Source organism: Nocardioides sp. NPDC101246 (genome assembly GCF_044767415.1).
Lineage (GTDB): Bacteria > Actinomycetota > Actinomycetes > Propionibacteriales > Nocardioidaceae > Nocardioides.
This window is the reverse complement of the sequence record NZ_JBIWNX010000005.1, coordinates 148,863-163,746: the sequence shown is the minus strand read 5'-3', so window position 1 is coordinate 163,746 and position 14,884 is coordinate 148,863. Positions and strand designations below refer to the sequence as shown.

Genomic DNA, 14,884 nt, shown 5'->3' with positions numbered 1-14,884 from the left:
CACGTTACAGTTTCGGCATGGGAGACGAGACGCTCGATGCCGTACGCAGCGTGGTGGCCGAGGTCCTTGCCCGCGAGTCCGACCGGGGTGACTGGTCGGCCTGGGCGAGTGCCGGCCTGACCGCGCTGCCTGTGCCGGAAGCCCAGGGTGGCGAGGGGTTCGGGTTGACCGAGATCGCGGTGCTGCTGCGCGAAGCCGGGAGCCACGCGGTGCGGGTGCCGGTCTGGGAGACGCTCGCGGTCGGTGCGCTGACGCTCGCCGGTCACGGGACGCCGGGGCAGCAGGACGCGATCCTGCCCGGCGTGGCGAGCGGCGAGACGCTGCTGAGCCCAGCGTGGCTCGAGCCAGGACGACCGCAGACGCCAGCGGCGGCCTACCGGGACGGCGCTGTCAGTGGTCGCAAGACCGGAGTGACGTACGCCGCTGAGAGCACGCGCCTCCTGGTCACCGCGATCTCCGCCGACACCGGTGCGCCGGTCGTGGCGCTCGTCGACCCGAACGGACCCGGCGTCACCCTGGTCCCGGCGAGCACCTCGGGCGAGGTGCCGCAGCACACCGTCGTGCTCGAGGACGCCCCGGCCGAGTTGCTGGGTGAGGGAGCCTTCGAAGCCCTGACCGCCCGTGCCGCCGCCGGGCTGGCGGTGAGCGCCGCGGGCATGCTCGCCGGGGCGCGGGATCTCACCGCCGCCTACGTGAAGAACCGGCAGCAGTTCGGCCGAGCGCTGGCGGAGTTCCAGGCGGTCGCGCTGCAGATGGCCGACGTCTACGTCACCTCCCGCACGCTCGACCTCGCCGCCGACAACGCGGTCGCCGCCGTCGCGGGTCAGCGAGCCGCCACGGCCGACCTGAAGGTCGCCGCCTACTGGTCCAGCCAGGTCGCGCCGTACGCCTTCCGCACCTGCCACCATCTCCACGGCGGCATGGGGGTGGACGTGACCTACCCGCTGCTCGGCTTCACGACCTGGGGCACCGACATCGCCCACCTGCTGAACACCCCGGCCGAAGCCGTCCCGGTCGAGACCGAGGGGACCAAGAACCTCGAGCTGACCGAGGCCCAGCGATCCCTGAAGACCGAGGTCAGAGCGTACTTCGCAAGTCTGGCCCACGAAGAGCCGGCCGATCCGGGTCCGGAGGGCTCCTGGGACCGGCACGGCCCGACGTACCAGAAGCTCATCAAGCAGCTCGGCGACGACGGTTGGATGGGTGTGGGCTGGCCGAAGGAGTATGGCGGCCATGGCCTCGGCGAGGTCGAGCAGACGATCTTCGCCAACGAGGCGCAGTACGCCGACGTCCACCTGCCCTCGGTGACCCTGCAGACGGTCGGCCCGACGCTGATCCGCTACGGCTCGACGAAGCAGAAGGACCTCTTCCTCAACCGGATCCTGGCCGGCGAGGTGCACTTCGCGATCGGCTACTCCGAGCCCGAGGCCGGCACGGACCTGGCGAGCCTCCGCACCACAGCCAGGAGAGATGGCGACCACTACGTCGTCAACGGCCAGAAGCTGTGGACCACCGGGGGCCACGCCGCCGACTACATCTGGCTCGCCTGTCGTACCGACCCGGACGCCCCCAAGCACAAGGGCATCTCGATCCTGATCGTCGACACGACCGACCCGGGCTTCTCCTGGACCCCGATCATCACCGCCGACGGCTCCCACCACGTCAACGCGACCTACTTCAACGACGTCCGCGTCCCGGCCGACATGCTGGTGGGGGAGGAGAACAAGGGCTGGAAGCTGATCACGACCCAGCTCAACCACGAGCGCGTCATGCTCGGCCCGGCCGGTCGCATCGAGGGTCTGCGCGACCGGGTCCTGCGCTGGGCGACCGCTCAGGGTGTCACCGACAGCCCGGACGTACGCACGCTGATCGGGAAGACCACCGCGGTCTTCCGCATCAACGAGCTGCTCAACTGGGAGGTCGCGCGGGCAGCCGAGAGCGGCGAGATCGAGGTCGCCGACGCCTCCTCGTCGAAGGTCTTCGCCGCCGACCAGGTCCAGCACCTGCTCGCCGACCTGATCGCACTGGTCCACCGGCACGGCGATCCCGGCGACCCGGACACGAGGAGCCTGCTCGACTATCTCGACGCCCAAGCGAAGCGGAACCTGGTGCTCACCTTCGGCGGCGGCGTCCAGGAGGTCCAGCGCGAGCTGATCGCGATGTTCGGTCTCCAGATGCCGAGGGTGCCCCGATGAGCGCGGACAAGCAGACGCTTGTGGACGAGGCGGTCCACGAGAAGATCATGGCCGCCGCCGAGGAGGTCAAGGCCTGGGGCGAGGCCGCCGAGCGCGAGGCCCGCGACCTGGTCAACCAGCCCACGATCAACAACTGGCTCGAGGCGATGGGCCTGGAGTCCGACCGGTTCCACCAGGGCGAGGCGCCGCCGTCGATGGCGCAGGTATGGACGATGTACGGCCAGGGTGGGCGCCATCCTGATCGCGACCCGCTGCACGCGATGATGAACGTCCTCACCGACGCCGGCTTCAACGGCGTCCTCGGGACCAACTCCGAGCAGAGCTACGACCGTTACCTCCGCGTCGGCGAGCAGGCCCGCGTCACCACGGCCCTCGACTCGGTAGTCGGCCCGAAGCAGACCGGGATGGGTGTCGGCTACTTCGTCACCTCCAGAAGCACCTGGTACGTCGGCGAGGAGCGGGTCGCGACCATGCTGTTCCGTGTCCTCAAGTTCATCCCCAAGGTGACGGCATGAGCGGCCCCGTGCGCCCGGTGATCGGGCTCGACAACGCGTACTTCTTCGAGGGCACCGCCAAGCAGGAGCTGCGGATCCAGAGCTGCAACGCCTGCGGAACGCTGCGGCACCCGCCGGGCCCGGCATGCCTGGCCTGCGACGCCTACGACCGCGGCCACGTCGTCGCGAGCGGCGTGGGTACGGTCTACTCGTTCACCGTCGTCCACGCCCCGAAGCTGCCCGGCAAGGAGCTCCCGCTGGTGGTCGCGCTGCTGGATCTGCCCGAGGGCGTACGCATCGTGGCCGAGGTGACCGGCGTGCCACCCGAGGGTGAGGACGCCCTGAAGATCGGCGAACGGCTCGTCGTCGACTGGAACGTCATCGATGAGGAGCTCACGCTCCCGATCTGGAGGAGGCCATGACCATGCGGACCGGAGAGAAGCTCCCCGCCTGGGAGCTGCCGATCACCCCGACCCTGGTGGTCTCGACGGCGCTCGCGACCCGGGACTTCCAGGACGTGCACCACGACCGCGACCGCGCCCAGGCGGCCGGCTCGAAGGACATCTTCATGAACATCCTGACCTCGACGGCGCTGTGCGAGCGCTACGTCACCGACTGGGCGGGTCCCGAGATCGAGATCAAGGGCGTCTCGATCCGGCTCGGCGCCCCGGCCTACCCCTACGACACGCTGTCGTTCACCGGCGAGGTCACCGAGGTGGCCGACGGCGTCGCCACCATCAAAGTCACCGGATCGGTCTCCCTCGGTGCCCATGTGACTGGGACCGTGAGGGTCGCCGCATGAAGGCCGACGGCGGGGTAGTCCGGGAGCGAACTGCCCAAATACTCGCCGGTAATAGGCAGTTCGCTACCGGACTACCCCGATCGCGACCTCTGGAGAGAGCATGACGACCCTCAGCAACAGCGCCGCGATCGTCGGCATCGGCGCGACCGAGTTCTCCAAGGAGTCGGGGCGCTCCGAGCTCCAGCTCTCGGTCGAGGCGACCAGAAACGCCCTGAAGGATGCCGGCCTGACCCCGTCTGACGTCGACGGGCTGACCACCTTCACCATGGACACCAGCTCCGAGATCGCCCTCGCTCGCGAGCTCGGCCTCGGGGACCTACGGTTCTTCTCGCGGATCAACTACGGCGGCGGCGCGGCCTGTGCGACGGTCCAGCAGGCCGCGATGGCGGTCGCCACCGGGGTCGCGGACGTCGTGGTCGCCTACCGCGGCTTCAACGAGCGTTCGGGCCAGCGGTTCGGCCAGGTTCAGCCCTGGGCGGCCCAGCAGGTCAACACCAACGGCATCGACAACTCCTGGACCTACCCCCTCGGACTCTCGACGCCGGCAGCGACCGTCGCCATGCAGGCGCGCCGCTACATGCACGACTACGGCGTGACCAGCGCGGACTTCGGTGCCGTGGCCGTCGCCGACCGACGCCACGCGGCGACCAACCCCGCCGCGTTCTTCTACCAGAAGCCGATCACGCTCGAGGACCACCAGGCCTCCCGGATGATCGCCGACCCGCTGCACCTGCTCGACTGCTGTCAGGAGTCCGACGGCGCCGTCGCGATCGTCGTCACCAGCCCTGAGCGGGCCCGCGACCTGCCCAACCCGCCGGTCAACATCGCCGCGGCCGCCCAGGGCAGCGCCGCCGACCAGTACGTGATGACCTCCTACTACCGCGACGAGATCGGCATCCCGGAGATGGGCGTGGTCGCCAAGGATCTCTGGCGCCAGTCCGGCCTCGCCCCGGCGGACATCGACACCGCGGTCCTCTACGACCACTTCACCCCCTACGTGCTCATGCAGCTCGAGGAGCTCGGCTTCTGCGGCAGGGGAGAGGCCAAGGACTTCGTACGCGACGGGGCCATCGAGCTCGGCGGGCGACTGCCGATCAACACCCACGGTGGCCAGCTCGGCGAGGCCTACCTGCACGGCATGAACGGCATCGCCGAGGGCGTACGTCAGGTGCGCGGCACCTCGGTGAACCAGGTCGCCGACGCTGCCCGTGTGCTCGTCACGGCAGGCACCGGCGTACCCACGAGCGGACTGGTCCTGACCTCCTCCTGACCCTCTCCTGACGCGGCCGGGCGCCGCTGGACACCGGGGTTGACGGTGTGATGGGCATCACTCTACCGTCAGACTGCAAGATCTTGCAGCAAGATTCATCCCCCATTGCGACCCCACTCGAGGAGCTCGTATGAATCTGTCCGCGCGCCCGGCCCCGGCCGGATCAGTGATCGTCGTCCTGCTCGCTCTCCTGGCCACCCTGCTGCCCGGCACCACGGCCGTCGCCGCGGAGAGCGCCACCACCAGCACGGCGACCGTCTTCTACTCCACGACCAGCTCGAGCTGGTCCACCTACAACCTGCACTGGGCTCCGGCCGGCGGCTCCTGGACCACCGTCCCCGGGATCGAGATGGAGGCGGCCTGCGCCGGTTGGGTGAAGCGCACCGTCGACCTCGGCACCGCCACCACCTGGCAGGCCACCTTCAACAACGGCAACGGCACCTGGGACAACAACGGCGGTGCCAACTACCAGCTCGGCACCGGCTCGATCACCGTCAAGGACGGCGCCGTCGCTCATAGCGACCCGTGCGCCGACGCCACGGAGGCCGAGGGCACCGAGGCGACCGTCTTCTACGACACCGCGACGATCGGCTGGTCCACCTACAACCTGCACTGGGCTCCGGCCGGCGGCCCCTGGACCACCGTGCCCGGGATCGGCATGGACGCCGCCTGCACGGGTTGGGTGAAGCGCACCGTCGACCTCGGCACCGCCACCACCTGGCAGGCCACCTTCAACAACGGCAACGGAACCTGGGACAACAACAACGGCGCCAACTACCAGCTCGGCGCCGGCATCAACACCGTCAGTGCCGGCGCGGCCACGAAGAGCGCCGAGGACCCCTGCGCGGCCGCCGAGCCCGACACGACGGCGCCGTCCGCGCCGGGCAACGTCCGGGCCGCGGCCACCGGCACCTCCATCGTCCTCACCTGGGACGCCGCCACCGACGACACCGGGGTGAGCGGCTATCGGATCACCCGCACCGGAGGGACCGGGGGCAGCTCGGTCATCTCGGTGGGCTCGACGGTCTACTCCGACACCGGGCTCGAGGAGAGCACGGCGTACTCCTACACGGTCAAGGCGCTCGACGCGGCCGGGAACGTCTCGGCCGCGAGCGCCGAGGCGCGGGCCACCACGGGGGAGCAGCCCGTCCAGGGGACCGGCGCCCCGCTCGGCGGCGACCCCCGCAAGGACCCGATCTACTTCGTGCTCACGGCCCGCTTCTACGACGGCGACAGCGCCAACAACCGCGGCGGCAGCCAGCACGTGAAGTCCGGCAACGCGGCCAACAACGACCCGATGTTCCGCGGTGACTTCAAGGGCCTGGTCCAGAAGCTCGACTACATCAAGGGCCTCGGCATGTCCGCGGTCTGGATCACTCCGGTCGTCCTGAACCGCTCCGACTACGACTACCACGGCTATCACGGCTACGACTTCTACAAGGTCGACCCGCGCCTGGAGTCCGCCGGCGCCTCCTACCAGGACCTGATCGACGCGGCCCACGCCAAGGGCATGAAGATCTACCAGGACGTCGTCTACAACCACTCCTCGCGCTGGGGCGCCAAGGGCCTGTTCACCCCGACCGTCTACGGCGTCCGGGACAGCCAGTGGAGCTGGTACTACGACCAGTTGCAGGACGGCTTCGAGTACGACGGCCTCACCGTGGAGCCGGTCTCCGGCAAGTCCTACTACAACGGCGACCTGTGGTCCACGGCCGAGCCGAGCGGGAACACCTGCCTGAACTGGGGCGTGCCGACCGGCGGGAAGAGCGCCGAGGGCTACACGATCTACAACTGCCAGTGGCCGAGCCCGACCTCGGGCATGTTCCCCGAGGCCCTCTACCACCAGTGCTGGATCGGCAACTGGGAGGGCGAGGACGCCCGCTCCTGCTGGCTGCACGAGGATCTTGCCGACTTCAACACCGAGAACGTGCAGGTCCAGAACTACCTGATCGGTGCGTACAACAAGTACATCGACATGGGCGTCGACGGCTTCCGTGTCGATACCGCCGTCCACATCCCGCGGGTCACCTGGAACCGACGCTTCCTACCCGCGATCCAGGACCGCGTCACCCAGCGCTTCGGGGCCGAGAAGGCCGAGGACTTCTTCGTCTTCGGCGAGGTCGCGGCCTTCGTCAACGACAAGTGGAACCGCGGTTCGGTCAACCACTCCGCGCAGTTCTTCACCTGGAAGGAGCGCCGGGAGTACGCCGCCGACGACGAGGTCGCCGCCATCGAGCAGTTCGACTACGAGAACGGCATGGGTACCGGCAACCAGCCGACCTCCACCAACGCGTTCCTGGAGGGGAACAGCTACCACACGCCCGACCACAGCAGGTTCTCCGGCATGAACATCATCGACATGCGCATGCACATGAACTTCGGTGACGCGTCCAACGCCTTCCACAACGGCAAGGACTCCGACGACTCGACCAACGACGCCACCTACAACGTCGTCTACGTCGACAGCCACGACTACGGGCCGAACAAGAGCAGCGAGCGCTACGCCGGCGGCACCGACGCCTGGGCCGAGAACATGTCCCTGATGTGGACGTTCCGGGGCATCCCGACGCTCTACTACGGCTCGGAGATCGAGTTTCAGAAGGGCCAGAAGATCGACTGCGGGCCCACCTGCCCGCTGGCGACGACGGGACGCGCCTACTACGGCGACAAGGTCGAGGGCACCGTGACCGCCTCCGACTTCGGCGTGGTCTCCAGCGCCTCCGGAGCGGTGGCCACCACGCTGGACGCAGCCCTGGTCAAGCACGTCCAGCGGCTCAACCGGATCCGCCGAGCCGTGCCCGCGCTCCAGATGGGCCAGTACTCGACCGCCGGCATCAGCGGCAACATGGCCTTCAAGCGGCGCTACACGGACGCCGCCACGGGTGTGGACAGCTTCGTCCTGGTAACCGTCACCGACGGCGCCACCTACAACAACATCCCCAACGGCACCTACAAGGACGCCGTCACCGGCGACGTCAGGACCGTCACCAACGGCACGCTCACGGTGGCCGCACCCGGCAAGGGCAACCTGCGGGCGTACGTCCTCGACCTCGGTGGCGCCAACGCCGCGCCCGGCAAGGTCGGCGCGGACGGTCCGTACCTCAAGTAACCCCGCTGAAATTTTGCGCAAGGTCTTGCACACGGCGCGGCCGAACGGGTTGACGTGTGACGGCGATCACCCTACGGTCTCCCTGCAAGATCTTGCAGCAAGATTCAGCCTTCGACACAGGAGGAACCATGGCCAGACCATCCATCGCCAGAACCGCCATGGCTGCCGCACTTGCCTTCTCGGCGGGAGCCGCTGCCGCGCTCACGATCCCGGCTTCGGGCCCGGCACAGGCCGCGCCACCGGGGGACAAGGACGTCACCGCGGTGATGTTCGAATGGAAGTTCGCCTCGGTGGCCAGTGAATGCACCAACACCCTCGGCCCGGCCGGCTACGGCTACGTCCAGGTCTCTCCGCCCCAGGAGCACATCCAGGGGTCGCAGTGGTGGACGTCGTACCAGCCGGTGAGCTACAAGATCGCCGGCCGGCTCGGTGACCGCACCGCCTTCAAGAACATGATCGACACCTGCCACGCCGCCGGCGTGAAGGTCGTCGCCGACGCCGTCATCAACCACATGTCCGCGGGCTCCGGCACCGGCACCGGCGGCTCGTCCTACAGCAAGTACGACTACCCCGGCCTCTACTCCTCCTTCGACCTCGACAACTGCACCGCCCAGATCAGCAACTACCAGGACCGCACGAACGTCCAGGAGTGCGAGCTGGTCGGTCTCGCCGACCTCGACACCGGCGAGGACTACGTACGCGGCAAGATCGCCGGCTACCTCAACGACCTGCTCTCGCTCGGCGTCGACGGCTTCCGGATCGACGCCGCCAAGCACATGGCGGCATCGGACCTCGCCAACATCAAGTCGCGCCTCACCAATCCGAACGTCTACTGGAAGCAGGAGGCCATCTACGGCGCGGGCGAGGCGGTCTCGCCCAGCGAGTACCTCGGCAACGGCGACGTCCAGGAGTTCCGCTACGCCCGCGACCTGAAGCGGGTCTTCAACAACGAGAACCTCGCCTACCTGACCAACTTCGGCGAGGGCTGGGGCTACATGTCCTCGGGCAGCTCGGCCGTCTTCGTCGACAACCACGACACCGAGCGCGGCGGCGACACGCTCAACTACAAGGACGGCGCCAACTACACCCTGGCCAACGTCTTCATGCTGGCCTGGCCCTACGGCTCGCCCGACATCAACTCGGGCTACGAGTGGAGCGACAAGGATGCCGGTCCGCCCAACGGCGGCACGGTCAACGCCTGCTGGCAGGACGGCTGGAAGTGCCAGCACGCCTGGCCGGAGATCAAGAAGATGGTCGCCCTCCGCAACACCGCTCGCGGCCAGGCCGTCACCAACTGGTGGGACAACGGCGCCGACGCCATCGCCTTCGGACGAGGCAGCAAGGCGTACGTCGCGATCAACCACGAGTCCGGCTCGCTGACCCGCACTTTCCAGACGTCGCTGGCGGCGGGCAGCTACTGCGACGTACAGAGCGGCAACAGCGTCACCGTGAACGGCTCCGGCCAGTTCACGGCCACCCTCGGGTCCAACACGGCCCTCGCGCTGCATGTCGGCGCGATGAGCTGCAGCTGACCCCTTCGTCCGACCGTCCGGCGTCGCCCCCCATGGGCGCCGGGCGGTCGGTCTCCACCGCACGACCCTGCACCATCCAGAGAGGCCCCTCACAGTGATTCGAAGAAGTGGCGCACACGGCGCGCCCCGCTTGGCCGCGACCGCGCTCGCGACCGCACTGCTCGCCACGGCGCTGCAGACGGCCACGCCGGCTTCGGCAGCCGAAGCCCCGAAGCCGCCGTCGGACGCCAAGCTGGCCGCCGAGCCGGCCCGCCACGACGCGACGAAGGAGCAGTTCTACTTCGTGCTGCCGGACCGCTTCGCCAACGGCGAGACCGGAAACGACAAAGGCGGCCTGACCGGAAGCCGCACCGAGACCGGGTTCGATCCCACCGACAAGGGCTTCTACCAGGGCGGCGACCTCCAGGGCCTCACCGACCGCCTCGACTACATCAAGGGCCTCGGCACCACCGCGATCTGGATGGCGCCGATCTTCAAGAACAAGCCCGTCCAGGGAGAGGGCGCGAACGCCTCGGCCGGCTACCACGGCTACTGGATCACCGACTTCACCCAGGTCGACCCGCACTTCGGCACCAACGAGGACCTCGAGACCCTCGTCGACGCGGCCCACGCCAAGGGTATGAAGGTCTTCTTCGACGTCATCACCAACCACACCGCCGACACCGTCGACTACGCCGAGAAGAAGTACGGCTACCGCCCCAAGGGCGCCTTCCCCTACATCGACGCCGAGGGCCGCCCCTTCGACGACGCCGACCCGGCCTCCGACCGCGTGAAGGTGGATGAGGACTCGTTCCCCTACACCCCGGCCAACACCGGCGAGATGGTGCCGTCGTGGCTCAACGACCCGACGCTCTACCACAACCGAGGTGACTCCACCTGGGAAGGCGAGTCGACCACGTACGGCGACTTCAGCGGCCTGGACGACCTGTGGACCGAGCGTCCCGAGGTCGTCGAGGGGATGACGAAGATCTACCAGCGATGGGTCCGCGACTTCGACATCGACGGCTTCCGCATCGACACCGTCAAGCATGTCGACCTGGACTTCTGGACCGAGTGGGCCACCGCCCTGGACACGTACGCAGCCAAGCGGGGTCGCGAGGACTTCTTCATGTTCGGCGAGGTCTACTCCGCCGACAGCGACGTCACCTCGCCGTACGTCACCCGCGGCCGTCTCGACGCCACCCTGGACTTCCCGTTCCAGGACGCGGCCCGCGCCTACGCCTCGCTCGGCGCTCCCGCCGCCCGGCTCGCCAAGGTCTTCGCCGACGACTACAAGTACGCCTCCGACAAGGCGAACGCCTACGAGCAGGTCACCTTCCTCGGCAACCACGACATGGGCCGGATCGGCACCTTCCTCGCCGCCGACCACCCCGACGCGACCGACGCGGAGCTGGTCCAGCGTGCCCGGCTCGCCAACGAGCTGATGTTCCTCTCCCGCGGCAACCCGGTCGTCTACTACGGCGACGAGCAGGGCTTCACCGGCGCCGGCGGCGACAAGGACGCCCGCCAGACGCTGTTCGGCTCCCAGGTCGCCGACTACCTCGACGACGACCAGATCGGCACCGACCGCACCCACGCCGAGGACGCGTACGCCACTACTCACCCGCTGTATGCGGCCATCGCCGCGCTGGCGAAGCTCCGCAAGGACAACCCCGCGCTGACCGACGGCACCCAGCAGGAGCTTCACGCCGAGGACTCCGTCTACGCGTTCTCCCGCACCGGGGACGACCGCGAGTACGTGGTCGCGGTCAACAACGCCACCGAGGCGAAGACCGTCACCCTGCCGGTGGAGTCGGCCGCGTTCGAGACGATCTACGGCGGCGAAGGGGCCGCGAAGTCCAAGGACGGCACGATCGAGGTGACCGTCCCGGCGCTCTCCTCGGTCGTCCTGCGCGCCGAGGCAGAGCTCCCGGCGGCCACCGCGAAGCCGGCTGTCTCGTTGACCGCTCCCGCCGCTGGCGCGACCGGCACGGTCACCCTCAGTGCCGACCCGGTGGAGACCGCCGACGCCCGCGTCGTCTTCGCCGCCCAGGTCGGCAACGGCAAGTGGCGCACCCTCGGCTCCGTCGACCACGCCCCCTACAAGATCACCCAGTACGTCCCCGCGACCGTCGCCGCCGGAACCGCCCTGCGCTACAAGGCCGTGGTGGTCGACCGCGACGGACGTACGGCGAGCGATCTGGCCGAGACGACGGCCGGAGCGGCGCCGGAGGCCGAGAACCCGAGCGCCGTCGACCGCGACTACGCAGTCGTCCACTACCGGCGCGCTGACGGCGACTACACCGGTTGGACCCTGCAGGCTGGGGACCCCGGGAATGAGCTCAGCGGCGGGTTCAGCGGCCGCGACGCGTACGGCGCCTTCGCCTGGGTGAAGCTCCCCGACGGCGCCTCCTCGGTGACCTACCGGATCGAGAAGGACGGCACCGCCGACGGTGCCGAGCGGACGGTCGACCTCGCCGAGACCGGCGAGGTCTGGGTCGAGGCCGGCACCGACGGCCAGCAGACCACCAGGCCCGACGGCGTCTACCCGGAGCCCGACACGTCCAAGGCGGTCATCCACCTGCACCGTGCCGACGGCGACTACGACGGCTGGGGCCTGCACACCTGGACCGGCGCGGCGAGTCCGACCGAGTGGTCCAAGCCGCTGCAGCCCAGCGGCGAGGACGCCTATGGCGTCACCTTCGAGGTGCCGTTGGTCGACGGCGCCACCTCGCTCAACTACATCGTCCACAAGGGCGACGAGAAGGACATCCCCAACGACCGCTCGCTCGACCTGGCGACGTACGGGCACGAGGTCTGGCTCAACTCCGGCGACACCGGCTACCTGCTGCCGTCGGTCGGTTCGGCGCCCGAGCTCGACCTTGCCAAGGCGCAGGCGCAGTGGATCGACGAGACCACCGTCGTGCTCCCGAAGGAGATGGCGAGCGGCTCGGCGCTGTCCACGCAGCTGGTCTACGACCGCGACGGCGGCATCACCGTCGAAGGCGGTGCGCTCAGCAGCGAGGGCCGCTGGCTGCGACTCCAGACCTCATCCCTGACCGACGCGCAGAAGGCGGAGTTCCCGCACCTGAAGGACTACACCGCCTTCACCGTCGACACCCGCGACCGCGACCGGATCCGGGACGCCCTCGCCGGCCAGGTCGTGCTCACCCAGCGCATCGGCAACGGCGCGCTGGTCACCGGCACCGGTGTGCAGACCCAGGGCATCCTCGACGACCTCTACGGCGCCAAGGCCGCGAAGGCCGCGCTCGGCCCGGTGTTCAAGGGCAACAAGGTCACCCTGTCCGTATGGGCACCGACCGCCCATGAGGTGAGGCTCGAGCTCGGCAAGAAGTCGGTCTCGATGCGCCGCGACGATGCCAGCGGGGTCTGGTCCGCGACCGGTTCCGCCGAAGCCTGGCGCGGCAAGGAGTACCGCTACGCGGTGAAGGTGTGGGCGCCGAGCGTGCAGGAGCTCGTCACCAACAAGGTCACCGACCCCTACTCGGTCGCGCTGACCGCCGACTCCGAGCGCAGCCTCGTCGTCGATCTCGCCGACAGCTCGCTCGCCCCGAAGGGCTGGTCGAGGCTGAAGAAGCCGAAGGCCGTGTCCATGAAGGACGCTCAGATCCAGGAGCTCCACATCCGCGACTTCTCGGTCGAGGACGAGACCAGCGACCATCCGGGCGGCTACCTCGCCTTCGCCGACAAGGACAGCGACGGCTCGAAGCACCTGCGGAAGCTGGCCGGGTCCGGCACCTCGTACGTCCACCTGCTGCCGGCCTTCGACATCGCCACCATCCCGGAGAAGAAGGCCGACCAGACCACGCCCGACTGCGACCTCGCCTCCTATGCCGAGGACAGCGACGAGCAGCAGGAGTGCGTCGCCGCGGCGGCCGCCAAGGATGCGTACAACTGGGGCTACGACCCCTACCACTACACGGTCCCGGAGGGCTCCTACTCCACCGATCCCGACGGCACCGACCGGACGGTCGAGTTCCGGCAGATGGTGAAGTCGCTCAACGAGGACGGCCTGCGGGTCGTGATGGACGTGGTCTACAACCACACCACCAGCAGCGGACAGGCGAAGACGTCGGTGCTCGACAGGATCGTGCCCGGCTACTACCAGCGGCTCCTCGCCGACGGTTCGGTCGCCAACTCGACCTGCTGCGCCAACACCGCGCCCGAGAACACGATGATGGGCAAGCTCGTCGTCGACTCGATCGTGACCTGGGCGAAGGAGTACAAGGTCGACGGCTTCCGCTTCGACCTGATGGGGCACCACCCCAAGGCCAACATCCTGGCCGTCCGCAAGGCCCTCGACGGGCTCACCCTCGAGAAGGACGGCGTCGACGGGAAGTCGATCATCCTCTACGGCGAGGGCTGGAACTTCGGTGAGATCGCCGACGACGCCCGCTTCGTGCAGGCCACCCAGAAGAACATGGCCGGCACCGGCATCGCCACCTTCAGCGACCGTGCCCGAGATGCCGTACGCGGCGGCGGGCCGTTCGACGCCGATCCTGGTGTCCAGGGCTTCGCGAGCGGCCTCTACACCGACCCCAACTCCTCCACGGCCAACGGCACGGAGGCCGAGCAGAAGGCTCGGCTGCTGCACTACCAGGACCTGATCAAGGTCGGGCTGTCCGGCAACCTCGCCGACTACTCGTTCACGGACACCGCGGGCAACCAGGTGTTGGGGTCGCAGGTCGACTACAACGGCGCGCCCGCCGGCTATGCGGCGGCGCCTGGTGACGCGCTCGCCTATGCCGACGCGCACGACAACGAGTCGCTCTACGACGCCCTCACCTTCAAGCTGCCCGCCTCGACCAGCGCCGCGGACCGCTCCCGGATGCAGGTGCTCGCGATGGCGACGGCCGCGCTCTCGCAGGGCCCGGCGCTCTCTCAGTCCGGCACCGACCTGCTGCGCTCGAAGTCGCTGGACCGCAACTCCTACGACTCCGGCGACTGGTTCAACGCCATCCACTGGGACTGCCGGGAAGGCAACGGGTTCGGCCGAGGCCTGCCGCCGGCGGCCGACAACGAGGACAAGTGGCCCTACGCCAAGCCGCTGCTGGCCTCGGCGTCGTCACCGGAGTGCGCGGACATCGAGGGCGCCTCGGCCGCCTACCAGGACCTGCTCAGGATCCGTACGGACGAGCCGGCCTTCCACCTGTCCACCACCGGGCAGGTCCAGGAGAAGCTCGGGTTCCCGCTCTCGGGCAAGGACGAGACGCCGGGTGTCATCACCATGCGCCTCGGTGACCTCGTGGTCGTCTTCAACGCGACCACGACCAGGCAGCAGCAGAAGGTGACGGGCGCCGCGGGCGTGGGCTACCGGCTGCACCCGGCCCAGGCCGAAGGCTCGGACGACGTCGTGAAGGCGGCCACGTTCGAGTCGGGTTCGGGCACCTTCACGGTGCCTGCCCGGACGGTGGCGGTCTTCACCCGCTGACCCGCTCGAGAACGGTCGCGGCCCCGGCTCGTCGAGCCGGGGCCTGCGGCT

At 68.9% G+C, this 14,884-nt stretch carries 8 protein-coding genes; all 8 read left to right on the top strand.

Translation table 11 applies throughout. The annotated features are described in order from the left end of the window. Positions 1-17: 17 nt before the first annotated feature. The 8 genes from ACIRON_RS10825 (at position 18) to pulA (ending at position 14,833) form a co-directional block, all read left to right on the top strand. Complete coding sequence (locus tag ACIRON_RS10825; protein WP_402992333.1) at positions 18-2,195, top strand: acyl-CoA dehydrogenase; 2,178 nt, start codon at positions 18-20, stop codon at positions 2,193-2,195. Continuing rightward, on the top strand, positions 2,192-2,710 hold the full coding sequence (locus tag ACIRON_RS10820) for a MaoC family dehydratase N-terminal domain-containing protein (RefSeq protein ID WP_402992332.1): 519 nt from the start codon (positions 2,192-2,194) through the stop codon (positions 2,708-2,710). Before ACIRON_RS10825 ends, ACIRON_RS10820 begins: the two co-directional genes overlap by 4 nt. After that, a complete protein-coding gene (locus tag ACIRON_RS10815) occupies positions 2,707-3,111 on the top strand; it encodes a Zn-ribbon domain-containing OB-fold protein (protein WP_402992331.1) in 405 nt (134 codons plus the stop codon). The genes ACIRON_RS10820 and ACIRON_RS10815 overlap by 4 nt, the downstream gene beginning before the upstream one ends. After that, positions 3,108-3,491 carry a MaoC family dehydratase gene (locus ACIRON_RS10810; RefSeq protein WP_402992330.1) on the top strand — a complete coding sequence of 128 codons (384 nt, stop codon included), beginning with the start codon at positions 3,108-3,110 and terminating at the stop codon, positions 3,489-3,491. The genes ACIRON_RS10815 and ACIRON_RS10810 overlap by 4 nt, the downstream gene beginning before the upstream one ends. A gap of 100 nt (positions 3,492-3,591) precedes the next feature. After that, on the top strand, positions 3,592-4,761 hold the full coding sequence (locus tag ACIRON_RS10805) for a lipid-transfer protein (RefSeq protein ID WP_402992329.1): 1,170 nt from the start codon (positions 3,592-3,594) through the stop codon (positions 4,759-4,761). A gap of 130 nt (positions 4,762-4,891) precedes the next feature. After that, a complete protein-coding gene (locus ACIRON_RS10800; protein WP_402992328.1) occupies positions 4,892-7,870 on the top strand; it encodes a carbohydrate binding domain-containing protein in 2,979 nt (992 codons plus the stop codon). Positions 7,871-7,998: 128 nt separating this feature from the next. Continuing rightward, positions 7,999-9,402, top strand: coding sequence for an alpha-amylase family protein (locus ACIRON_RS10795; protein ID WP_402992327.1), 1,404 nt, complete (start codon positions 7,999-8,001; stop codon positions 9,400-9,402). A gap of 130 nt (positions 9,403-9,532) precedes the next feature. Continuing rightward, on the top strand, positions 9,533-14,833 hold the full coding sequence (pulA, locus tag ACIRON_RS10790) for a pullulanase-type alpha-1,6-glucosidase (RefSeq protein WP_402992326.1): 5,301 nt from the start codon (positions 9,533-9,535) through the stop codon (positions 14,831-14,833). Positions 14,834-14,884 lie beyond the last annotated feature (51 nt).

What these genes read in the sequence shown, in the direction of transcription:
- ACIRON_RS10810 (WP_402992330.1), top strand. Translation starts at nt 3,108, where the DNA reads ATGACCATGCGGACCGGAGAGAAGCTCCCCGCCTGGGAGCTGCCGATC.
- ACIRON_RS10825 (WP_402992333.1), top strand. Translation starts at nt 18, where the DNA reads ATGGGAGACGAGACGCTCGATGCCGTACGCAGCGTGGTGGCCGAGGTC.
- ACIRON_RS10820 (WP_402992332.1), top strand. Translation starts at nt 2,192, where the DNA reads ATGAGCGCGGACAAGCAGACGCTTGTGGACGAGGCGGTCCACGAGAAG.
- ACIRON_RS10805 (WP_402992329.1), top strand. Translation starts at nt 3,592, where the DNA reads ATGACGACCCTCAGCAACAGCGCCGCGATCGTCGGCATCGGCGCGACC.
- ACIRON_RS10800 (WP_402992328.1), top strand. Translation starts at nt 4,892, where the DNA reads ATGAATCTGTCCGCGCGCCCGGCCCCGGCCGGATCAGTGATCGTCGTC.
- ACIRON_RS10815 (WP_402992331.1), top strand. Translation starts at nt 2,707, where the DNA reads ATGAGCGGCCCCGTGCGCCCGGTGATCGGGCTCGACAACGCGTACTTC.
- ACIRON_RS10795 (WP_402992327.1), top strand. Translation starts at nt 7,999, where the DNA reads ATGGCCAGACCATCCATCGCCAGAACCGCCATGGCTGCCGCACTTGCC.